24 protein-coding genes and 2 tRNA genes are annotated in these 21,158 nt (G+C 33.5%); 10 read left to right on the top strand and 16 right to left on the bottom strand.

The window, feature by feature from the left end; translation table 11 throughout:
* Positions 1–60 precede the first annotated feature (60 nt).
* The 6 genes from pyrH to ACYQ5R_RS07465 all read left to right on the top strand — a co-directional run bounded on the left by pyrH (position 61) and on the right by ACYQ5R_RS07465 (position 7,530).
* Positions 61–768: a UMP kinase gene (pyrH, locus tag ACYQ5R_RS07490; protein WP_460190299.1), complete on the top strand. Its 708-nt coding sequence runs from the start codon at positions 61–63 to the stop codon at positions 766–768.
* Between the two features lie 21 nt (positions 769–789).
* Entirely contained in the window at positions 790–1,344 is a 555-nt protein-coding gene (gene frr, locus ACYQ5R_RS07485; protein WP_460190298.1) for a ribosome recycling factor, read from the top strand.
* Positions 1,345–1,601: 257 nt separating this feature from the next.
* Positions 1,602–3,878, top strand: a complete 2,277-nt coding sequence (locus ACYQ5R_RS07480) for an efflux RND transporter permease subunit (protein ID WP_460190297.1) — start codon at positions 1,602–1,604, stop codon at positions 3,876–3,878.
* An 87-nt stretch (positions 3,879–3,965) separates the two neighbouring features.
* On the top strand, positions 3,966–5,399 hold the full coding sequence (gene asnS, locus ACYQ5R_RS07475; protein ID WP_460190296.1) for an asparagine--tRNA ligase: 1,434 nt from the start codon (positions 3,966–3,968) through the stop codon (positions 5,397–5,399).
* A gap of 81 nt (positions 5,400–5,480) precedes the next feature.
* Complete coding sequence (rpoN, locus tag ACYQ5R_RS07470) at positions 5,481–6,929, top strand: RNA polymerase factor sigma-54 (protein ID WP_460190295.1); 1,449 nt, start codon at positions 5,481–5,483, stop codon at positions 6,927–6,929.
* A 1-nt stretch (position 6,930) separates the two neighbouring features.
* Complete coding sequence (locus tag ACYQ5R_RS07465) at positions 6,931–7,530, top strand: hypothetical protein (RefSeq protein ID WP_460190294.1); 600 nt, start codon at positions 6,931–6,933, stop codon at positions 7,528–7,530.
* Here the strand turns inward: ACYQ5R_RS07465 and ACYQ5R_RS07460 are convergent.
* From ACYQ5R_RS07460 to ACYQ5R_RS07430, 7 genes are all read right to left on the bottom strand, one after another.
* Complete coding sequence (locus ACYQ5R_RS07460) at positions 7,518–8,192, bottom strand: porin family protein (protein ID WP_460190293.1); 675 nt, start codon at positions 8,190–8,192, stop codon at positions 7,518–7,520. The genes ACYQ5R_RS07465 and ACYQ5R_RS07460 overlap by 13 nt on opposite strands.
* Before the next feature lie 68 nt (positions 8,193–8,260).
* Positions 8,261–8,722, bottom strand: coding sequence for an ExbD/TolR family protein (locus ACYQ5R_RS07455; protein ID WP_460190292.1), 462 nt, complete (start codon positions 8,720–8,722; stop codon positions 8,261–8,263).
* A gap of 15 nt (positions 8,723–8,737) precedes the next feature.
* Entirely contained in the window at positions 8,738–9,376 is a 639-nt protein-coding gene (locus tag ACYQ5R_RS07450; protein WP_460190291.1) for an ExbD/TolR family protein, read from the bottom strand.
* Positions 9,377–9,390: 14 nt separating this feature from the next.
* Positions 9,391–9,858: a hypothetical protein gene (locus ACYQ5R_RS07445; RefSeq protein WP_460190290.1), complete on the bottom strand. Its 468-nt coding sequence runs from the start codon at positions 9,856–9,858 to the stop codon at positions 9,391–9,393.
* Between the two features lie 9 nt (positions 9,859–9,867).
* Positions 9,868–10,602 carry a MotA/TolQ/ExbB proton channel family protein gene (locus ACYQ5R_RS07440; protein ID WP_460190289.1) on the bottom strand — a complete coding sequence of 245 codons (735 nt, stop codon included), beginning with the start codon at positions 10,600–10,602 and terminating at the stop codon, positions 9,868–9,870.
* 77 nt (positions 10,603–10,679) lie between these two features.
* Positions 10,680–10,766 (bottom strand) — tRNA-Ser (locus ACYQ5R_RS07435).
* A gap of 184 nt (positions 10,767–10,950) precedes the next feature.
* Positions 10,951–11,982, bottom strand: coding sequence for an asparaginase (locus ACYQ5R_RS07430; RefSeq protein WP_460190288.1), 1,032 nt, complete (start codon positions 11,980–11,982; stop codon positions 10,951–10,953).
* 67 nt (positions 11,983–12,049) lie between these two features.
* Here ACYQ5R_RS07430 and ACYQ5R_RS07425 point away from each other — a divergent pair, with 67 nt between their 5' ends.
* Positions 12,050–12,724 (top strand): zinc metallopeptidase, encoded by a 675-nt coding sequence (locus ACYQ5R_RS07425; RefSeq protein WP_460190287.1) that lies wholly within the window; start codon positions 12,050–12,052, stop codon positions 12,722–12,724.
* A gap of 104 nt (positions 12,725–12,828) precedes the next feature.
* Complete coding sequence (locus ACYQ5R_RS07420; RefSeq protein ID WP_460190286.1) at positions 12,829–13,527, top strand: Bax inhibitor-1/YccA family protein; 699 nt, start codon at positions 12,829–12,831, stop codon at positions 13,525–13,527.
* A 72-nt stretch (positions 13,528–13,599) separates the two neighbouring features.
* Here ACYQ5R_RS07420 and accC read toward each other — a convergent pair whose 3' ends face one another.
* The 6 genes from accC to pdxA all read right to left on the bottom strand — a co-directional run bounded on the left by accC (position 13,600) and on the right by pdxA (position 18,502).
* Positions 13,600–14,937: an acetyl-CoA carboxylase biotin carboxylase subunit gene (gene accC / locus ACYQ5R_RS07415; RefSeq protein WP_460190285.1), complete on the bottom strand. Its 1,338-nt coding sequence runs from the start codon at positions 14,935–14,937 to the stop codon at positions 13,600–13,602.
* A 47-nt stretch (positions 14,938–14,984) separates the two neighbouring features.
* Positions 14,985–15,482, bottom strand: coding sequence for an acetyl-CoA carboxylase biotin carboxyl carrier protein (gene accB, locus ACYQ5R_RS07410; RefSeq protein ID WP_460190284.1), 498 nt, complete (start codon positions 15,480–15,482; stop codon positions 14,985–14,987).
* A 36-nt stretch (positions 15,483–15,518) separates the two neighbouring features.
* Entirely contained in the window at positions 15,519–16,520 is a 1,002-nt protein-coding gene (locus tag ACYQ5R_RS07405; RefSeq protein WP_460190283.1) for a beta-ketoacyl-ACP synthase III, read from the bottom strand.
* 152 nt (positions 16,521–16,672) lie between these two features.
* Positions 16,673–16,867: a 50S ribosomal protein L32 gene (gene rpmF / locus ACYQ5R_RS07400; RefSeq protein WP_460190282.1), complete on the bottom strand. Its 195-nt coding sequence runs from the start codon at positions 16,865–16,867 to the stop codon at positions 16,673–16,675.
* An 8-nt stretch (positions 16,868–16,875) separates the two neighbouring features.
* Positions 16,876–17,394: a YceD family protein gene (locus ACYQ5R_RS07395; protein ID WP_460190281.1), complete on the bottom strand. Its 519-nt coding sequence runs from the start codon at positions 17,392–17,394 to the stop codon at positions 16,876–16,878.
* Positions 17,395–17,461: 67 nt separating this feature from the next.
* Positions 17,462–18,502, bottom strand: a complete 1,041-nt coding sequence (gene pdxA, locus ACYQ5R_RS07390) for a 4-hydroxythreonine-4-phosphate dehydrogenase PdxA (protein WP_460190280.1) — start codon at positions 18,500–18,502, stop codon at positions 17,462–17,464.
* A 56-nt stretch (positions 18,503–18,558) separates the two neighbouring features.
* Between pdxA and ACYQ5R_RS07385 the strand changes: the two genes are divergently transcribed.
* Positions 18,559–19,143 (top strand): riboflavin synthase, encoded by a 585-nt coding sequence (locus tag ACYQ5R_RS07385; RefSeq protein ID WP_460190279.1) that lies wholly within the window; start codon positions 18,559–18,561, stop codon positions 19,141–19,143.
* Here ACYQ5R_RS07385 and ACYQ5R_RS07380 read toward each other — a convergent pair whose 3' ends face one another.
* Both ACYQ5R_RS07380 and ACYQ5R_RS07375 read right to left on the bottom strand, forming a co-directional pair.
* The gene (locus tag ACYQ5R_RS07380) at positions 19,144–19,323 is read right to left on the bottom strand and encodes a PID-CTERM protein-sorting domain-containing protein (RefSeq protein ID WP_460190278.1); all 180 of its coding nucleotides are present in this window, start codon (positions 19,321–19,323) and stop codon (positions 19,144–19,146) included.
* A gap of 75 nt (positions 19,324–19,398) precedes the next feature.
* Positions 19,399–19,472, bottom strand: a tRNA-Ile gene (locus tag ACYQ5R_RS07375).
* Positions 19,473–19,591: 119 nt separating this feature from the next.
* Between ACYQ5R_RS07375 and ACYQ5R_RS07370 the strand changes: the two genes are divergently transcribed.
* A complete protein-coding gene (locus ACYQ5R_RS07370; RefSeq protein WP_460190277.1) occupies positions 19,592–20,125 on the top strand; it encodes an alpha-ketoglutarate decarboxylase in 534 nt (177 codons plus the stop codon).
* On the opposite strand, the gene ACYQ5R_RS07365 is transcribed toward ACYQ5R_RS07370, so the two are convergent.
* Positions 20,122–21,093 carry a polyprenyl synthetase family protein gene (locus tag ACYQ5R_RS07365; RefSeq protein ID WP_460190504.1) on the bottom strand — a complete coding sequence of 324 codons (972 nt, stop codon included), beginning with the start codon at positions 21,091–21,093 and terminating at the stop codon, positions 20,122–20,124. The genes ACYQ5R_RS07370 and ACYQ5R_RS07365 overlap by 4 nt on opposite strands.
* Positions 21,094–21,158: the final 65 nt, after the last annotated feature.

Below are 21,158 nucleotides of genomic sequence, written 5' to 3'. Positions count from 1 at the left end.
TTTAATTCAATTCAAAACTTACATAAGTTTTATATATTTGTACAACTTTCAAAACAACCTATGTCTTATAAGAGAATCCTTTTAAAATTAAGTGGTGAAGCCCTAATGGGCGATAGAAATTATGGTATCGACCCAAAAAGATTGGCAGAATATGCAAAAGATATTGATGCAATTATTAGTACGGGTGTAGAAGTTGCCATAGTAATTGGTGGTGGTAATATTTTTAGAGGAGTTGCAGGAGCTAGTAATGGTATGGATCGCGTTCAAGCAGATTATATGGGCATGTTGGCAACTGTAATAAATGGATTGGCATTGCAAAGTGCTCTTGAAGATCAAGGGATTCAAACAAGATTGCAAACAGCCATTAAAATTGAGGCAATCGCAGAACCATACATCAAAAGAAAAGCTGTAAGACATCTTGAAAAAGGACGTGTTGTAATTTTTGGTTCAGGCACGGGTAATCCGTTCTTTACTACTGATTCTGCTGCTGTTTTAAGAGCAATAGAAATTGAAGCAGATGTTATTCTAAAAGGAACACGAGTAGATGGTATATACGATTCAGATCCTGAAAAGAATAAAGATGCGAAGCGTTTTGAAAAATTATCGTTTAGCGACGTTTTAAAAATGGGACTTAAAATTATGGATACAACTGCCTTTACTTTAAGTCAAGAAAATGAATTACCTATTATCGTATTTGATATGAACAAACCTGGTAACTTACTAAAGGTAGTTAAAGGTGAAAATATTGGTACAATCGTTGATAAATAAAAGCTTTAAATTTTTACAAAAATGAACGAAGAAATTGAATTTATAATTGACACAGCTAAAGAGCAAATGGATAATGCCCTAGCTCATTTAGAAAAAGAATTGAGAAACATTAGAGCTGGGAAAGCTACACCTTCTATGTTGGGTAGCGTTATGGTAGATTATTACGGTTCTCAAACTCCTTTAAGTCAAGTAGCAAATGTAAATACACCAGACGGTAGAACACTATCTGTTCAGCCTTGGGAAAAATCTATGCTACAAGAGATTGAACGAGCAATTATGATTGCAAATCTTGGTTTTAACCCTATGAATAATGGAGAAATGATCATTATTAATGTTCCTCCATTAACAGAAGAACGTCGTAAAGAATTGGCTAAACAAGCAAAAGCTGAAGCTGAACACGATAAAGTAAGTGTTAGAAATGCACGTAAAGATGCTAATAACGACATTAAGAAGTTAGATACTTCTGACGATATGAAGAAAAATGCTGAAATTACAGTACAAGATTTAACTGATAAATATGTCAAGATTATTGACGACATGTACACTAAAAAAGAAACAGATATTATGACAGTTTAAAGCTGTTTGATAAAGAATATAAAGTCCATCTATAGGTGGACTTTTTTATTAACTAAAACTTCAAATCTTTTTAATTGCTTTTTAGAAATTTTAAATCATTCTTCTTCATCATGCTTTAATTGTATTTGTTAACTTTGCACAAATTTTTTTGAGTGAATTTCTGGACACGCATTTCAAGACTTATAATTAAAGGTCGCCTTGTAATTTTACTTCTTATTGGTATTGTAACCTATTTACTTACAACACAATTTCAGTATATGAAATTTTCATATACAGAAGCCAACTTAATGCCAGAAGACCATGAGGTAAATATACAATACGATAAATTTTTAGAACTTTTTGGCGAAGAAGGAAATGTGATAATTATGGGGGTGCAAGACAGCACCATATTTACTCCAGAAAAGTTTAATAATTGGAACAATCTCTCCAAAGAAATAGCATCTTTTGAAGAAATAGACTACACCTTCTGTATTGGAGATATTCAGAAATTGGTGCGAGATGACGAACAGAGAAAATTTGTTTTAGCACCAATTACAGATACTATACCAACTACAAAAAGTGAAGTTGAAGAATTTCGAGAACTCTTGTTTGAAGATCTACCTGTATATGATAATATCCTCTACAATAAAGAAACAGGGGCATTATTATCTGCAGTATATATACGAAAAGATATTGTAAATACGGCAGCTCGTAAAGACCTCATTCTTGGCAAGTTCAATAAAGCTATAGAAAAGTTTGAAGCAGAGAACGACATTAATGTTCGTGTTTCTGGAATGCCTTATGTAAGAACTATGAATGCGCAAAACATTATTGACGAAATGCGCATGTTCGTTCTACTAGCACTAGGTGTAACAGCATTAATCTTCTTTTTATTCTTTAGATCTTGGAGAGCCACTTTAATTACCATGATAGTAGTTTCCATTGGTGTTACTTGGGCCTTTGGTTTTATTGGTTTATTTAGATATGAAATTTCAGTTTTGATGGCATTAATTCCGCCATTGATTATTGTAATTAGTGTTCCAAATGCCATCTTCCTAATTAATAAATATCAGCAAGAAATTAAGCAACATGGTAACCAAGCCAAAAGTTTGCAGCGTGTTATTACCAAAATTGGTAATGCCACTTTAATGACAAATATTACCACAGCATCTGGGTTCGCAACTTTTATTTTTACTAGAAATGAGATACTAGTAGAATTCGGAACTATGGCGTCAATTAATATTATTGCTGTTTTCTTTTTGGCATTATTAATTATTCCAATCATGTACAGCTTTTTACCCCTGCCAAAAGAACGTCATTTAAAACATCTCGATCGTACATGGATGGAAGGCATTGTGAACTGGATGGAAAACATGGTGCGTCATCATAGATTTGCTATTTACGCCTCTTCTGTAATATTGATTATTGTAAGTATGATTGGTATTTATCAAATGCGAATTTCTGGTAGTTTAATTGATGATATGCCCAAAGACAAAGAGTTCTTTAGCGATATTGTATTCTTTGAAGAACAGTTTGGTGGAATTATGCCTTTAGAAATATTGGTGAATACAAAAGAGCCTAAAGGAGTCATGGATTTAAAGACGCTTAAAAAAATGGAAAAACTCAATGAAAAATTGAGTGAATTCCCAGAGTTATCTAAATCTGTTTCTGTTCTAAATATGGTTAAATATGCGAAACAAGCATATTACCGCGGCATGGTTAAATACTATCAATTACCAACAAATCAAGATAAAAACTTTATTCTTTCTTATATGAAAAATTCGGTTAGTGAAGAAACTAACCTAATGAATAATCTGATTGACTCCACTGGTCAATATGCTCGTATGACGATGTATATGAAGGATGTTGGAACTACAAAAATGGAAGGAATTGAGCAATTAATTCAAGCCAAAATTGATAAAGAATTTAATCCAGAAGATTACGAAGTTACTATGACTGGAAAGGCTTTAGTATTTTTAAAAGGAACCAAGTATCTCATCAATAATCTTGTTTTATCGCTTTCTTTAGCCGTATTATTAATTGCAATATTTATGGCCTTTATGTTTAGGTCATTTAAAATGATTTTGATTTCAATTATTCCAAATATTTTGCCTTTACTAATCACAGCAGGTTTAATGGGCTACTTAGGCATTCCTTTAAAACCTTCCACTATATTAGTATTTAGCGTTGCCTTTGGTATATCTGTAGATGACACAATTCACTTTTTAGCAAAATACAGGCAAGAGTTACAAGCTAGCAATTGGAAAATTAAAAAGTCTGTGTACGGGGCATTAAGAGAAACAGGAGTGAGTATGTTTTATACTTCTATTGTACTATTTTTCGGATTTTTAGTATTTACTGTTTCTAGTTTTGGAGGTACAGTGGCACTTGGAGGATTGGTTTCTATTACACTTCTATTTGCTATGTCTTCTAATCTTTTGTTGTTGCCATCATTACTACTATCTTTAGAACAATCTATAGCAAACAAACAGACATTAAAAGAGCCAACAATTCCGGTATTACCAATTGAAAAATTGGATGATGAAGACAAGTAGTTTGAGTTGTTTAATAGATATTTTACGATAGTTTCACTTTTAATCATTAATATCATTCAGTATCTTTGCTGACCAATTTTTCATACCATGATAAAAAGCAATGTAGCACAGTTATTAGAAGGAGAATTACTCCTTCAAGAAATTGAAATTAAAGGATGGGTTAGAACTTTTAGAAGCAATAGATTTATTGCTCTAAACGATGGTTCTACCATTAATAATATTCAATGCGTTGTAGATTTTGAAAACACCTACGAATCGGTTTTAAAAAGAATTACTACAGGTGCTGCAGTTGCAATTAAAGGTACTTTAGTAGAAAGTCAAGGTAGAGGGCAAAAAGTAGAAATTCAAGCGAAGTCTATTGAGATTTTAGGAGATTCTGATCCAGACGAATACCCTATTCAACCAAAAAGACATTCATTAGAATTTTTAAGAGAAAACGCTCACTTAAGAGTTAGAACAAATACTTTTAGCGCTGTCATGCGTGTTCGCTCTGCCCTATCTTTTGCCGTTCATAAATATTTCACAGAAAATGGATTCTATAATTTTCATGCTCCTATTGTTACTGGTTCAGATGCCGAAGGCGCAGGAGAAATGTTTAAAGTAACCACATTTGAGCCTAATAAAGCTCCTATTGCAGAAAATGGCGAGGTTGATTATACTCAAGACTTCTTTGGAAAAGAAACAAATCTTACGGTTTCTGGTCAATTAGAGGCAGAAACGTATGCAATGGCATTGGGTAAAGTTTATACATTCGGACCTACTTTTAGAGCTGAAAATTCAAATACAACTAGACACCTTGCCGAGTTTTGGATGATTGAACCTGAAGTTGCATTTAACGATTTAGATGCTAACATGGATTTGGGTGAAGATTTCATCAAATCTGTAATTTCTGATGTACTTGCTTCTTGTAAAGATGATATTGCCTTTTTAGAAAATAGGTTAACTCAAGAAGAAAAATCAAAGCCAGCAAATCAACGTAGTGAAATGTCACTTACCGAAAAGTTAGATTTTGTAGTAAATAACAACTTTAAAAGAGTTAGCTATACAGAGGCTATCGACATTCTGAGGAATTCAAAACCAAATAAAAAGAAGAAGTTCCAATTTCCTGTAAACGAATGGGGGGTTGATTTACAAAGTGAGCATGAACGTTATTTAGTTGAAAAACACTTTAAATGTCCGGTAATTCTATTTGATTACCCAGCAAATATTAAAGCATTTTATATGCGTTTGAATGATGATGGCAAAACAGTAAGAGCCATGGATATTTTATTCCCAGGTATCGGAGAAATTGTAGGAGGAAGTCAACGTGAAGAACGCTTAGATGTTCTAAAAGAGAAAGTTAAAGCAATAGGTATTGATGAAAAAGAACTTTGGTGGTATATAGATACACGTAAGTTTGGTACTGCTGTGCATAGTGGTTTTGGATTAGGATTTGAAAGACTCGTTCAATTTGTTACAGGTATGGGTAATATTAGAGACGTAATTCCTTATCCTCGCACACCTCAGAGTGCCGAGTTTTAAGAGACTATTAGCATCATTATCTACAAGATTTTTTTATTTTAGTATTTCAATAAAAATCCATTTAGGTTCGTTAGAAGTACTATGTTAAAACAATCACTTCAATATAAATTACAACAAAAATTGTCACCGCAACAAATTCAGTTAATGAAACTGATTCAGTTGCCTACACAAGCTTTTGAACAACGTTTAAAACAGGAGATTGAAGAGAATCCCGCTTTAGAAAGTGGCAAGGAAGAATCTGACAATTTTGATGAAGTTGCTCAAGACGATTTTAATGACACTGAGACAATTGATACTGAAGATATTAATATTGATGAATACCTGAGTGACGATGAAATCCCGTCCTACAGAACACAGGCTAACAATTACAGTGCAGATGATGATGAAAAAAGTATTCCCTATGCTGGAGGAACATCGTTTAATCAGCACTTATTAAGTCAGCTTCACACTTTCTCTTTAACGGAACAAGAAGAAGCTATTGCAGATTTCTTAATCGGAAGTATAGATGAAAGTGGTTATATCAGAAGAGAGTTAGAAGATATTATTGACGACTTAGCATTTACTCAAAATTTGTTTACAGACAAGGATGAAGTTTGTAAACTTTTAGATATTGTACAAAGCTTAGATCCTGCTGGAGTAGGTGCAAGAAATTTGAGTGAATGCCTTTTACTTCAACTTAAAAGAAAAGAGGAGTCTGCAAATAGACTTTTAGCAATAGCAATTCTTGAAGAATCTTTTGATGCCTTTGTAAAAAAGCATTATAAAAAATTACTGCAAAAGCATGTTGCATCAGAAGCACAATTGAAAGAGGCTATTGGCGAAATCGAAAAACTCAATCCAAAACCTGGTGGTGCCTATGTAGGCAATAATAAGATAGCAGAACAAATAGTTCCTGATTTTACAATTAGGATTATAGATGGCAAATTAGAACTTACGCTAAATGCTAGAAATGCACCAGAGTTACACGTCTCTACTGAGTATAATAATCTTATGAAAGGTTATAAAGATGCTAAGCATAAAACCAAAGCGCAGAAAGATGCTGTATTATTTATCAAGCAAAAGTTAGACGCTGCAAAGTGGTTTATAGATGCCATTAAACAAAGGCAACAAACACTTTTACTTACTATGAATGCTATTATGCATTATCAAGAAGAATATTTCTTAACAGGGGATGAACGTAAGTTAAAACCTATGATTCTTAAAGATATTGCAGACAATATAGAAATGGATATTTCAACAGTATCGCGCGTTGCCAATAGCAAATACATATCAACACCTTATGGCACCAAATTGATAAAAGAATTCTTTTCTGAATCAATGAAAAATGATCAAGGCGAAGATGTATCAACAAGAGAGATCAAAAAGATACTGGAAACTGTTATTCAAGAAGAAGACAAAAAGAAACCTTTAACCGATGATAAACTTTCAGATTTATTAAAAGAAAAAGGCTATCCAATCGCTAGAAGAACAGTTGCTAAATATAGAGAACAACTAGATATTCCGGTTGCTCGCTTAAGAAAGAAGTTATAGTATGAATAAAGTTTTATCATACCTTCTACATCCTATTATTATGCCTGTTGTTGGTACAATAATATATTTTATTTTGTTACCACAACATATAAACCGCCAAACGGAATTATATATTATTTTAGCCGTTTTTATAGGCACATATGCTGTACCCTTACTATTTCTTTACAGTTTAAAATACACTAAAGCTATTCGCAATTTTCATTTAGAGGATCCTCATGAACGAAAATTTCCGGTTTTATTTTTTATGTCAATTTCTTTTTTACTGGCTAACCTAATATTTAAAGGTGTTAATACATTTGAATTGGCTTTGTTTTTTATGGGAGTAACTGTTGCTTTAGCAATAACCTATGCATTACTATATGTAAAATTTAAAGCTAGTTTACACATGATTGGAATAACTGGTATGATTGGATTCTTCCTTTTTTTTAGTTTTGAATTTCAATTAAACATTTTACCTCTTTTAGCGTTTCTGTTTGTTATCGCAGGTTTTATTGCAAATGCAAGAATTAAGTTAGAAGCTCATACAACAAAAGAAGTATTTTTTGGAGCAGCCATTGGAATTATTAGTCAAATAACAGTGTACATCTTCTACAATATATAGAAAATCAATCCAACATTTAGTTGTTTTAAATTCAATGTTTGTCCATTTATTTGAGTGTCTTTAAATAATGGATTCAAGCCATAATATAAATGCAAATTAAAGGTACTATAGCCTGCAGAAAAACTCAATCCATATTGAAATTTATCTACCTCTTCAAGATTAGACACTTTAATTGAACTTAAATCGTCAGAAAACTTATTAGTGCTTCCAACTACATAACCCAATTTTAAACCTGTATAAATACGCCAAAATCCATATTTAGTAGCTGTAGAGGTCCGCCATCTAAATTCAATTGGTGCTTCAATTACATATGTAGCCAGATAATTGTTTTTGAAATCAGATTCTGGAATAATAATAGGTGGATTATCATTTGTAAATTTAATATTATGATTAAATGCATTGTAATTAAATCCTAAACCTATACCAAGTCCAACATTTCTTCTCTCATTCAAAGGTATATCTTTAATAAACCCAAGAGCAATTCCACCAGAAATTCCATTCTGACTAAAATCTTCTGGATGGTCTACCATTAAATTATACGTAATATTAAAATACAAATGATCTTCAAGGTATTTTGTATCAACAAAAGTACTATCGTTTTGAGACCAGGTAGTTAAAGATCCTATAATAGTAAAAACAGCAATTAATCTAAATTGAGGCATACACAAATATAACGAAAAACGGCAACCAATATTGGTTGCCGTTTTTATTATTCTCTAAAGATATTGTTCTATTCTACTGCACCTTGTCTAGTAGCATAAGTCACTTTTAAGGCATTAACCTCACGTAACTCTTTCTTGATATCATTAACAGTACCAACACTAGAATTTGCATCAGCTTTAATTAATGTAGTCATATAACTTTGGTCCTCTTCTGGTACCTTAGCTCTTGAAACATCGATAAAGTTTCTAATTTGTTTAATAGATGCAATCTTATCATTCAACTGAATTTTATCGCCGTCATTCGCTTGCGCAGGTTCTTTTGAAGCTCCTACATAAATAGTCATAATTAAACGTTTATCTTCAAGTTTCTTGATTTCAGTTGCATTAGGCAAATCATTTTCAACTAATATGGTATTCTCTCTCATCGTGGTAGCAACCATAAAGAAGAATAATAACATAAATACAATATCTGGAAGCGATGCCGTGTTAATTGGCGCCATTCCTTTTTTCTTTTTACTAAACTTTGACATGTGTTTATGTTTTAATTAATTCGTATTTGCTTCTGCAATAATTTCTGGATAACGCATTTTGATATCCTTAATTTGATCTTTCAATCTGTTTAAACGAGCAGGTTCAGAAGTACCTTTACTTTCTTCGGCCACCATATCTGTATAAAGCATACCATACTTTTCTTGAGCCAATCTATTTCTTAAGAAAGTATAAGCAGCTCCTAACTCATTCTGAACTTTAATAAACATATCATAGCTTGTACTACGATCTGTTGATAATGAAATTACAGCTTTATTTGGATGATCTGATGAATTGGGATCTTTTGCACCTTGGCACCAATCACATAATTCACCCTTTGTTTGCCCTAAATCTTTAATAGGGTTACCAACGTTTCCACCATTGTCAATAAAGTCGATCGCAATTTGACGAATTTCGCCAACTGTACGTTCTTCTTCTTCAATTAACAAATCATCGTTTCTGTTAATAATAATCTGTAAAACGTTTCTTTGCTTAACAATTGGAGGCTCAACGTTTTCTGGTTGTTTCTCAGGTAATTTACGTGAGATACCAGCGTCAATATCCATTGTTGTTGTTACTAAGAAAAATATCAATAGTAAGAACGCAATGTCTGCCATAGAACCGGCATTAATTTCTGGAGCGTCTCTTCTTGCCATAATATTTTTCTTTTTTAATTGTTACTGAACATTGCTTTAACAGATCCCCAAATTACCATCGCAAGACCTGCAGCACCTAAAATGTATGTGTATTTAATAAGGGCTCCAATCATTTTTGGAGTTGAACCTTGCTCTCCGCCTTCTAAATAAGCACCATTAGCACCTGTAATCTCAGCATCTGAAGCAGCACCATATGCTATCGCAAATAGTATGCCTAAAACTGCTAAACTAATTACGGCCTTCTTTAAAGCTGCTGGATTTTTCACTAAGTTAATTACTGAGAAAATAACTGCAAATGCCGCAGTAATAATCAGCATAAAAATTGTGAACGACACAAATGGATCTACGATACCACTCTGAATATCTAAATCTGTTTTAAGCATCTCCTCATCTGTACCTAGAACTCTTACAAGCATAATAATACCTATAAGTCCTAAAACAGCGATAAGGATTTTTGCTATTTTATAAAACTTATTATTCATAATTCAGATTTATTTAGTTTGTTTTACTAAAATATCGACTAAAGAAATTGAAGCATCTTCCATGTTATTCACAATACTATCAACTTTAGAAATAATGTAGTTGTAGAAAATTTGAAGAATAATCGCAACAATAAGACCAAATACAGTTGTTAATAATGCTACTTTAATACCACCTGCAACAGTTGCTGGAGACATCTCGTTAGAAACCGCAATATCATCAAAGGCTTTAATCATACCAATTACAGTTCCCATGAACCCTAACATTGGTGCTAATGCGATAAATAAAGATAACCATGAAATATTTTTCTCTAATAATCCCATTTGAACTCCACCGTAACCAACGATTGCTTTTTCCGCAGCTTCAACGCCTTCACCGTCACCTACTCTTTGCAAACCTTGGTAGAAGATAGAAGCAACAGGACCTTTAGTGTCACGAGCAACCTCTTTAGCTGCTTCAACACCACCTGAAGCATATGCATCTTCAATACTAGCTAATAACTTTTTAGTGTTAGTTGTAGCTAAATTAAGGTAGATAATTCTCTCAATAGCAATCGCAAGTCCTAGAATTAAGGCAATTAATACAATTCCCATAAAGCTAGCACCACCCTCAATAAAACGTTGTTTTAATTCTTGGTGGAAAGTTTTTTCTGTTTGCGCAGGAGCATCTTCCTGAGCGTAAGTACTCTGTGTTGTTCCTAATAACAATAGACCTGTAATTGCTAGGATGGTAAATAATTTTTTCATTGTGTGATACTTAATTTAATAATTTATTTAAACGGGTTAAAGATATAACTTTTTTGCAAAGCTTCCAATTTTTGAGGCGGAGAGAAAGGGATTCGAACCCTTGATACAGTTTCCTGCATACACGCTTTCCAAGCGTGCGCCTTCGACCACTCGGCCACCTCTCCAAATTTGGATTTGCGAACGCCAAGTAACAAAAAAATGTTGAGTTGAGAAAATTTAAATTTCGGTTTTTAAAGACATTGTGGTTAAAAAAATATTTTAAGGTAATCTCCTCTTTTTGTTGGTTTTAATTCAATTAAACAACGATTAAAACAAGGTTCTTTAGATTTTTTTCAATTGTAGAATCTATTACTCATCGATTTCACCTCTCAAAGATGTTTCAAATAGTGATTTGAATTCAATTTCGGATAAATCTTTCGCTAATAAATACATTAATTTGGCAATTGCGGCCTCTGTCGTAATATTTTTCCCATCTATTAAACCCAAAGATTTTAAGTGCTCACTAGTTTCATATCTACCCATTTGCACTCCTCCTTCAATACATTGAGTAACATTTACAATCTTAACTCCCTTTTTAAGAGCCTCTTTTAAATGTTTTTGAAACCACAAATTTGTCGGAGAGTTTCCTGCGCCAAAAGTTTCTAAAATAACCCCTTCTAATTTCTCAATACTCAGAACATTCTTCACAACCTGCTCTGTAATTCCAGGGAAGAGTTTAAGAACAACAATATTTTCAGACAATTGCCTACTCACCTTTAAATCGCAGGATTTTCTATGTTTTAATAGTAAATACTGATTAAAACTTAAATCAACTCCACTTTCTGCCAAAGGGTCCATATTGGGCGATATAAAAGCGTTAAAATGCTGCGAACTAATTTTTGTAGTTCTATTTGCGCGATACAACTTATACTCAAAATACAAACATACTTCAGATACAATTGGCCGCCCATTTTTTTGAGTTGCTGCAATTTCTATAGAGGTTATCAAATTCTCCTTTGCATCAGTACGAATGTATCCAATAGGCAACTGAGATCCCGTAAATATGACAGGTTTAGATAAATTCTCAAACATAAAGCTTATGGCCGAAGCAGTATAAGCCATCGTATCTGAACCGTGTAGCACCACAAAACCATCAAAATCATTATATCGCTCTTGAATACGATCACAAATCACACTCCAATGCGCTGGATTCATATTAGACGAATCAATAGGTTCTTCAAAAGAAACACTTGAAATCTTACAATCCAAATGCTTTAACTCTGGGATTTGCATTAACAACTTATCAAAGTTAAATGGTCGAAGAATGCCAGTGTCAAAATCGCGAATCATTCCAATAGTACCTCCAGTATAAAGTAATAAAATATGTGGTGTTTTTGCCATTTTGACGTGTTTTGAATTTGGTATAATTTATGTCATTTATAAAGTGAATCAAAAATAATAATTCAAAATGACTCTAGGTTACATCATTTTAATAGGAATTGCACTTGCAGGATTTCTGGTGCAACAAAAATTAAAAAGTACTTTTAAAAAATATTCAAAAATTCATTTACGAAACGGACTCTCTGGAAAAGAGATTGCAGAAAAAATGTTACACGATCATGGCATCTATGATGTAAAAGTTATCTCTACCCCGGGTAGACTAACAGACCACTACAATCCAAGTGATAAAACGGTAAATTTAAGTGAAGCTGTTTATATGCAGCGAAATGCCGCTGCGGCTGCAGTTGCGGCTCACGAAGTGGGGCATGCTGTACAACATGCTACTTCCTATTCTTGGCTGCAATTTAGATCTTCTTTAGTGCCAATGGTAAGTATTGCAAGCAAACTATCTACATGGATTATCTTAGCGGGCTTATTCATTCAATCATTTCCCGCATTGCTACCAATCGGTATAATTTTATTCGCTGCAACCGTTGTATTTAGCTTTGTTACTCTTCCGGTAGAATATGATGCCAGTAATAGAGCATTGGCATGGTTAAGCAATACAAATATGCTTACGCCTAATGAACAAGATGGTGCTTATGATGCGTTGAAATGGGCAGCAAGAACTTATGTGGTTGCTGCAGTCGGTTCTTTAGCAACTTTGGTCTACTACATTATGATTTACATGGGTAGAGACTAAATATCAATAGATTACAGCCAAAAGGGATATGGAGACATATCCCTTTTTTGTTTTACTAAGGATTTTAATATACATTTAATCTTCAATTTAATTAAAACTTAATCATGGAAAACAACCAACAACCAATACTGATTGGCGAATTGTCTGAATCAGCAAGAGCAGAATTTTATCGTAAAACTTACAGTCATGTAGCAGGTGGTATCTTAGCCTTTATTATTATAGAATACCTATTTTTACAATCTGATACGCTTATAAGTTTTACACTTTCAATGCTTGATGGCTATAAATGGCTTTTGATGCTCGGTGGATTTATGCTTATTACTAATTATGCCGAAAGAATGACTCTTAAAGCACCAGATATGAAAACTCAATATCTTGCTTACGGACTTTACATTGTAGCCGAGGCATTTATTTTTGTTCCATTATTGTATATTGCTATCGCATATACTGAAGGATATAACTTATTGTATCAAGCTTCAATTGTTACATTGTCTCTATTTACTGGACTATCCGCAATTGTATTTTTCACTAAAAAAGATTTTTCTTTTTTAAGATCAATTTTAACAATGGGATTCTTTATTGCTTTAGGTTTAATTGTTGCTGGAATCTTTTTCGGTTTTGATTTGGGCCTTTGGTTTTCTGTTGGGATGTGTGTATTAGCATCTGGCTCAATCTTATACCAAACATCTAATATTGTGCATAAATATTCTGAAGATCAATACGTTCCAGCAGCTTTAGGGTTGTTTGCTTCACTTATGCTATTATTCTGGTATGTGATTCAAATATTTCTATCAAGAGATTAGTCATTCAAAAAATAAAACTAAAAAAGGGTTGCCAATAGCAACCCTTTTTTATATCTCTTTTTAAGAAGAATATTATTTCATTTCAAAATCATCCATAAACTTTGTGGTATAGTTTCCTGCAACATAATCAGGGTCATCCATTAATTGTCTATGGAATGGAATCGTAGTATTAATTCCTTCAATTACAAATTCATCTAAAGCGCGCTTCATTTTGTTGATTGCCTCTTCTCTGGTTTGAGCAGTAGTAATCAATTTGGCAATCATAGAATCGTAATTTGGCGGAATACTATATCCTGCATATACATGTGTATCTAATCTAACGCCATGACCACCTGGCGCATGCAATGTTATAATCTTTCCTGGTGAAGGACGGAAATCGTTATAAGGATCTTCCGCATTAATTCTACATTCTATAGAGTGTAATTTTGGCTCATAATTTTTACCAGAAATTGGCACACCTGCAGCAACTAATATTTGCTCACGAATCAAATCAAAATCAATTACTTGCTCTGTAATTGGGTGCTCAACTTGAATACGTGTATTCATCTCCATGAAGTAGAAATTACGGTGCTTATCAACCAAAAATTCAACTGTACCAGCACCTTCATACTTAATAAATTCAGCAGCTTTTACAGCAGCATCTCCCATAGCTTGACGCAATTCGTCAGTCATAAATGGCGAAGGAACCTCTTCAGTTAATTTTTGATGGCGACGTTGTACAGAACAATCTCTCTCAGATAAATGACATGCTTTGCCATAGGCATCACCCACAACTTGAATTTCAATATGGCGAGGTTCTTCAACAAACTTCTCCATATACATATCGTCATTGTTAAAAGCAGCTTTCGATTCCATACGAGCATCATCCCAACCTTTTCTAAGGTCCTCTTTTTTCCAGATAGCACGCATTCCTTTTCCACCACCTCCAGCAGTAGCTTTTAACATAACCGGATATCCTACCTCTTCAGCTAATTTTTCACATTCTTCAAAAGAATCAATAATTCCGTCAGAACCTGGTACTGTAGGCACACCAGCTTCTTTCATGGTAGCTTTAGCAGTTGCTTTATCTCCCATTTTACCAATCATCTCGGCAGAAGCACCAATAAATTTAATTTCGTGCTCTTCACAGATCTTAGAGAACTTTGCATTCTCAGATAAGAATCCGTAACCTGGGTGTATAGCATCTGCATTTGTAATTTCAGCAGCTGAAATAATATTTGCAATTTTCAAATATGACTCACTACTTGGTGCTGGACCAATACAAACTGCTTCATCAGCAAATTTAACGTGCAAACTATCGGCATCAGCAGTTGAATAAACAGCAACTGTTTTAATCCCCATTTCTCTACAAGTTCTAATAACGCGTAGGGCTATTTCCCCTCTATTGGCAACTAATATTTTTTTGAACATAACTAAAAATATTTTGTGTCCTTATTTTTAAATAAGGCAATAAACAATTAAGAAGGGTCTACTAAGAATAATGGTTGACCAAATTCAACTGGAGATGCATCATCAACTAAAACTTTTACAATTTTACCTGAAACTTCTGCTTCAATCTCATTGAATAATTTCATAGCTTCTACTATACAAACAACGCTATCGTTCTGTACTGAATCTCCAACTTCTACAAAGTTTGGATTATCTGGAGATGATTTTCTGTAGAAAGTACCAATAATTGGTGATGTAATCGTAACATATTTTGAATCTTCATCAGCTGCTGGTGCTGCATCTACCGCGGGAGCTGCTGGTGCTACTGGAGCAGTAGCTACTGGAGCTGCCACTGCAATTGGAGCCTGAGGCATTGCTACTGGAGCTGCTTGATGTACAATTGTTGTTTCTGAAGCAGAACCTCCTGCCTTGATAGTAATTTTAAAGTCTTCTTGCTCTAATTTCACCTCGTTTACGCCAGATTTTGATACAAATTTTATCAGGCTTTGAATTTCTTTTAAATCCATATGATTTATGTTTTTTGATTTAATTAGTTAGTCAAATTAACTGTTATAAGCCCATTTAAAGTATACAGCTCCCCAAGAGAAACCTCCTCCAAATGCAGCAAAAATAATGGTATCGCCTTTTTTCAATTGCGACTCGTAATCTACTAATAATAATGGTAGAGTTGCAGAAGTGGTGTTTCCATATTTTTCAATATTAATCATCACCTTTTCTGACTCTAGTCCAATTCTATTGGCAGTAGCATCTATGATTCGCTTGTTCGCTTGATGCGCAGCTAACCATGAAATATCTTCTTTCTTTAAATTATTTCTTTCTAATAGTTTAACACAAACATCAGCCATGTTAAATACAGCATTCTTAAATACTGTTTGCCCTTCTTGACGAATAAAATATTCTTCACCACCACCAAACACTTCTCCTTTCTTAAAAGGATAAGCAGATCCACCTTTTAAAATTCTTAGGTGTTCTCTACCTGAACCGTCAGTTCTTAAATACTCGTCTTGCAAACCAAGACCGTCCGTATTAGGCTCAAACAAAACCGCAGCAGCTCCATCACCAAAAATGATACATGTTGCGCGATCTTCGTAATTAATCATCGATGAGTTTTTATCGGCTCCTATGAGTAAGATCTTTTTATATTTTCCAGATTCTATATACCCGGAAACCAAAGACATACCGAATAAGAAACTTGAACAAGCGGAGTCCATATCAAAACTAAATGCATTTATTGCACCTATTTTGTAAGCAACATAAGCCGCAGTATTTGCAGCTTGCATATCAGGCGTTGCAGTTGCAACAACCACTAATTCTATTTCTTTAGGATTAATTTCAGATTTATTAAGTAAGTCTTGAGCCGCTTTAATTGCCATAAAAGAAGTTCCTTTACCATCTTCTTTTAAAATTCTTCGCTCTTTAATTCCAGTTCTAGTCACAATCCACTCGTCATTTGTTTCAACCATGTTCTCCAACATTTGATTGGTTAAAACGTGCTCTGGAAGGTACTTTCCAACAGCAGTAATAGCTGCAGTTACTTTAGTCATAAGATTAAGTATTTACTCCATTTAAAGGATGTCAAAGTAATGAAATTTATTTCAAAAAAAAGCGAAAAAAAGTCATTTTTCGCTCATTTTGAAGTAAAAAAACACAAAAAACCCTCAAAATTGAGAGTTTTCATAGTTTTATGTGTTTTATATTAAGCCTCTGCTCCAGTAGCATCAATCACCACCTGACCACGGTAATATAATTTACCTTCATGCCAATGTGCTCTGTGATATAAATGTGCTTCTCCTGTAGTTGGATCTACCGCAATTTGAGGAACGGATGCTTTATAATGCGTTCTTCTCTTATCTCTTCTCGTCTTAGATATTTTTCTCTTAGGATGTGCCATTATTACTATTATTTATTCGTTCGTATCTCTTTTAGTTTTGCCCATCTCGGGTCTATTTCTTCTTTTTGCTCTTTATAAGAATTTAATTGTTCTAACACTTCTGAATTCAAACTTCCATCTTCAACACCTGGATGTACTCTTTTTATAGGTAAAGACAACACAATCATTTCATAAATATATTGCCCTACATTTACCTGATACTCAGAATGCGGTAGAATCAAAATTTCTTCATCATCGTCATTAAACTCTTCTCCAAACTTTACCACTAAATTTAGTTTGCCATCAACATTCAAATCAAAAGGCTCATTTGTTACATCGCAAGCAACATTAACAACACCTTTAGATTCAAACTCAAGCTGCAACATATTTGCTTTCTTTTCGAAAGTCAACACCACTTTTATTTTGGCTTGGTAAAACTCGTCGTAATTATAATTCTCAAAGAACTTAGTATCAATTTGATACTCAAACTCATGTTTTCCTAGTTTTAAACCTACAAACGGAATATCAAATTCACGTAACTCCTTCATTTCAAAACATTAATTTGAGCGTGCAAAGATATAAAAATATCGTATAAATCTAAATCAATTTTACTTTTTATTCTGAAGCTGTCATTTTTAATGGATCCTTTGTCAAATCGTTAAATTCCGATCTGTTTTCAGCAATCAATTTTGCCGTAAACAACGCCTCTTTAAAAGACCCCTCATCAGCCTCTCCTTGTCCTGCTATTTCAAATGCTGTTCCATGATCAGGTGAAGTTCTAACTACAGAAAGTCCTGCGGTAAAGTTTACCCCTTTACCAAAAGATAAGCTTTTAAATGGCGCTAATCCTTGATCGTGATACATAGCTAAGACAGCGTCGAACTGCTCATAAGTTTTTGATCCAAAAAATCCATCTGCTGCATAAGGTCCATATACAAGTTTTCCCTCTTGCTTTATTTTATTTATGGTTGGTCTGATAATCTCATCATCTTCTTTTCCAATTACACCATTATCTCCACAATGAGGATTTAAACCTAAAACTGCAATTTTAGGTTTACTAATTTTAAAATCTCTTATTAACGAATCATAGAGCAGCTTAACCTTACGTTCTATTGCTTCTGGCGTAATGGCATTCGATATTTCAGAAACTGGGATATGACCAGTTACTAAACCAACACGCAACTTTCCTGTCATTAAGATCATCAAACTACTACCATCAAATGATGCATCCAAAAATTCCGTATGACCTGGAAATTGAAATCCTTCAGATTGAATATTATCTTTATTTATAGGAGCTGTTACAACTGCATCTATAGCACCGCTATGTACTCCCTTAACTAAAGCTTCCAATGACTTCAGAGCGTATTCTCCTCCTTGGGTGTTAGATTTTCCTGGAGTAATCTGCACATCTTCATTCCAAACATTGAAAACATTTATTTTATCATCATTAATTTGGCTAAGGTTAGAAATTTGATGAGTTTGAAAATTAAGACTCAAATGATTCTTATAAAAAGCAATCAATTTATTATTTCCAAAAATCACAGGAGTGCAAAAGTCCAACATTCGCTTATCTGAAAATGTTTTCAAAATTACCTCAACACCAATTCCATTTATATCTCCAACGCTTATTCCTATTTTCATTTTATGATTATCCATACCGCCTAAATAATTGCTATTTTTGAAACCTCAAAAGTAATCAATAATATTTAGACATGTTTACCGGAATAATTGAAACATTAGGCATTGTAAAAGCCATTCAAAGAGAACAAGAAAATGTTCATTTCACCATTGAAAGCGACATTACTCAAGAGTTAAAAATAGACCAAAGTGTTGCTCACAACGGAGTTTGCTTGACTGTTGTTTCAATTGAAAACAGAGAATACGTAGTAACAGCTATTAAAGAAACTCTTGACAAAACTAGTCTCGGTGAATTAACTGTTGGAACTTTAGTCAACCTTGAACGCGCCATGAAATTGGGCGCTAGACTTGACGGTCATATAGTTCAGGGTCATGTTGATCAAATAGCAAAATGCATAAACATTTCAGACGAAGAAGGAAGTCACATATTTACTTTTATATACGACTCTTCATTAAATAATGTAACTATTGAAAAAGGTTCAATCACTGTAAACGGAGTTAGTCTTACAGTAGTTAATTCTAAATTAAATGAATTTAGTGTCGCAATTATACCCTACACCTTAGAGCACACCAATTTTAAAGCCATCACCAAAGACACCTTAGTAAACTTAGAATTTGATGTTATTGGAAAATACGTTGCGAAATTGATGCAACAATAATTAGTCTTTCTTTATTTTACAGACTCCATATACTAAACCAGATATAACTAAAAAAAGAATTCCTCCATCAATTGGAAGACCCACAGGAGGCGGAGGAGGGGGAGCTACCTGAGCAAAAAACGATTGAGAAACCGTTACAAGAACTAAAGTTAAAAAAAGTCTTTTCAAACTTTTATTCATAATTTGGGGTTAAGCTTGGACACAAATATAGAATAAAATTCCATTTGTTTCTAGTTTTCATTTAATTTTTAATAGTGGACCCAGAAGGGCTCGAACCTTCGACCCCCTGATTATGAGTCAGGTGCTCTAACCAGCTGAGCTATGGGTCCTGAAACTGGGTGCAATATTACTATTATTTTACCTATTGTACAATTTTTTATTCAACAATGATGTCACTAATTAAAGCTATCCGAACTAATTCGTACATTTACTTAAAATTAACTCCACTATGAAAATTATAAAAAACGCATTTTTTATTTCTTTATTGTGTATTTCTGCATTTTCTTATTCTCAATCTGAGGGATCGATGTTTTTTGATAATGTTAGATTTGGCGGTACTTTTAATCTAGGATTTGGCAACAATTATACATCAATAGGTGTATCGCCCAGTGCTATTTATGATTTTAATCCAAAAGTTAGTGCTGGTGTAAGCTTTAATTACCTGTATAGTAAAGGTGAATATTATAGCCCTTCTTTAAATAGAGATTTCGAGGTTTCTTCAAATATCATTGGAGGAAGTTTTATAGGTCTTTTTAACGTATTGCCTCCTGTTCAGTTTTCAGTAGAATTAGAACAGATGCATGTTAATAATTCAGATGACCGCTTTGAGTTTGATAATAATTATTGGAATACAGCCCTGTACCTTGGAATAGCCTACAACACCGGAAATATTTCATTCGGAATGCGCTATGATGTATTATACGATGACAATCAGGCTATTTATGGATCAGCTTTCACTCCTGTTTTTAGAGCCTATTTTTAAACTGTACGATGCATTAATTGATCTCCAAAAGCTTGTAACAACTTCTTTTTTGACACTTCTATTTGCAGTTTATCTAAAATTTCAAATGCTCTATTCGTATAATTCAAAATTTCATTTCTGGTAGCAGAAGTTGCTCCAGAATTTTTAAAAAGACTCTTTGCTTTATTAATCTTATCTTCTGAGTCTTCGGTTAATTGAAATAAATTAAATAGTATGTCTTTCTGCTCATCAGTTCCTAACTCAAGAGCTTTTAGATACAAAAATGTTTTTTTATTCTCAATTATATCTCCTCCTACTTTTTTTCCAAAAGATTTTGGATCACCAAAAGCATCTAAATAATCATCTTGCAGTTGAAATGCTATACCAAGATTTACTCCAAAATCATATATAGCCTCGGTCTGCTCTTCACTTACGCCTGCAACAATAGCTCCCATTTTTAAAGCTGCCCCAACCAACACCGAAGTTTTTAGTCGTATCATTTTAATGTATTCATCTATGGCAACATCATTTCTTGTTTCAAAATCTATGTCATATTGCTGCCCTTCACAAACTTCTCGTGCAGTTTTACTGAAAACTGCTATAAGCTTTTTAAATATTTCTGGTTCATATTTTTCTAAAAATTGATAGGCTAAAATTAACATGGCATCCCCAGATAAAATTCCTGTATTTATATCCCATTTCTCATGAACTGTCTGTTTCCCCCTTCTCAAAGGTGCATCATCCATAATATCATCATGCAATAACGTAAAATTGTGAAAAACCTCAACTGCTAAAGCCGCATCTAAAGCGTCTTTATAATTCGCTCCAAACACATCAGCTCCCATTAACGCAAGAATAGGACGAATACGCTTACCTCCAATTTGTAAAATATAATTAACAGGTTCATATAAAGAACTAGGTTCGCTAAAACGAGTTTTTTCTTCTATATACTTAAGGAATTCTTGTTTGTAGTCTTCTAACAAAATGATGGATTTTTTGCTAAAATAAATCAAGTTTTAAATAAACCGTTAAAATTCTGTGAAAACTTTGGAAA

The organism is Urechidicola sp. KH5 (genome assembly GCF_054661455.1).
This window is presented reverse-complemented; position numbering and strand designations above follow the sequence as displayed.

Bases quoted from the DNA above. Each gene is read 5' to 3' on its own strand.
- asnS (WP_460190296.1), top strand. From the start codon at position 3,966: ATGATAAAAAGCAATGTAGCACAGTTATTAGAAGGAGAATTACTCCTT.
- rpmF (WP_460190282.1), bottom strand. From the start codon at position 16,867: ATGGCACATCCTAAGAGAAAAATATCTAAGACGAGAAGAGATAAGAGA.
- ACYQ5R_RS07370 (WP_460190277.1), top strand. From the start codon at position 19,592: ATGAAAATTATAAAAAACGCATTTTTTATTTCTTTATTGTGTATTTCT.
- ACYQ5R_RS07380 (WP_460190278.1), bottom strand. From the start codon at position 19,323: ATGAATAAAAGTTTGAAAAGACTTTTTTTAACTTTAGTTCTTGTAACG.
- accB (WP_460190284.1), bottom strand. From the start codon at position 15,482: ATGGATTTAAAAGAAATTCAAAGCCTGATAAAATTTGTATCAAAATCT.
- ACYQ5R_RS07445 (WP_460190290.1), bottom strand. From the start codon at position 9,858: ATGAATAATAAGTTTTATAAAATAGCAAAAATCCTTATCGCTGTTTTA.
- ACYQ5R_RS07405 (WP_460190283.1), bottom strand. From the start codon at position 16,520: ATGACTAAAGTAACTGCAGCTATTACTGCTGTTGGAAAGTACCTTCCA.
- ACYQ5R_RS07460 (WP_460190293.1), bottom strand. From the start codon at position 8,192: ATGCCTCAATTTAGATTAATTGCTGTTTTTACTATTATAGGATCTTTA.
- ACYQ5R_RS07395 (WP_460190281.1), bottom strand. From the start codon at position 17,394: ATGAAGGAGTTACGTGAATTTGATATTCCGTTTGTAGGTTTAAAACTA.
- ACYQ5R_RS07425 (WP_460190287.1), top strand. From the start codon at position 12,050: ATGACTCTAGGTTACATCATTTTAATAGGAATTGCACTTGCAGGATTT.
- ACYQ5R_RS07450 (WP_460190291.1), bottom strand. From the start codon at position 9,376: ATGGCAAGAAGAGACGCTCCAGAAATTAATGCCGGTTCTATGGCAGAC.
- pyrH (WP_460190299.1), top strand. From the start codon at position 61: ATGTCTTATAAGAGAATCCTTTTAAAATTAAGTGGTGAAGCCCTAATG.
- frr (WP_460190298.1), top strand. From the start codon at position 790: ATGAACGAAGAAATTGAATTTATAATTGACACAGCTAAAGAGCAAATG.
- ACYQ5R_RS07455 (WP_460190292.1), bottom strand. From the start codon at position 8,722: ATGTCAAAGTTTAGTAAAAAGAAAAAAGGAATGGCGCCAATTAACACG.
- ACYQ5R_RS07440 (WP_460190289.1), bottom strand. From the start codon at position 10,602: ATGAAAAAATTATTTACCATCCTAGCAATTACAGGTCTATTGTTATTA.
- ACYQ5R_RS07420 (WP_460190286.1), top strand. From the start codon at position 12,829: ATGGAAAACAACCAACAACCAATACTGATTGGCGAATTGTCTGAATCA.
- ACYQ5R_RS07465 (WP_460190294.1), top strand. From the start codon at position 6,931: ATGAATAAAGTTTTATCATACCTTCTACATCCTATTATTATGCCTGTT.
- pdxA (WP_460190280.1), bottom strand. From the start codon at position 18,502: ATGGATAATCATAAAATGAAAATAGGAATAAGCGTTGGAGATATAAAT.
- ACYQ5R_RS07480 (WP_460190297.1), top strand. From the start codon at position 1,602: ATGAAATTTTCATATACAGAAGCCAACTTAATGCCAGAAGACCATGAG.
- rpoN (WP_460190295.1), top strand. From the start codon at position 5,481: ATGTTAAAACAATCACTTCAATATAAATTACAACAAAAATTGTCACCG.
- ACYQ5R_RS07430 (WP_460190288.1), bottom strand. From the start codon at position 11,982: ATGGCAAAAACACCACATATTTTATTACTTTATACTGGAGGTACTATT.
- ACYQ5R_RS07385 (WP_460190279.1), top strand. From the start codon at position 18,559: ATGTTTACCGGAATAATTGAAACATTAGGCATTGTAAAAGCCATTCAA.
- accC (WP_460190285.1), bottom strand. From the start codon at position 14,937: ATGTTCAAAAAAATATTAGTTGCCAATAGAGGGGAAATAGCCCTACGC.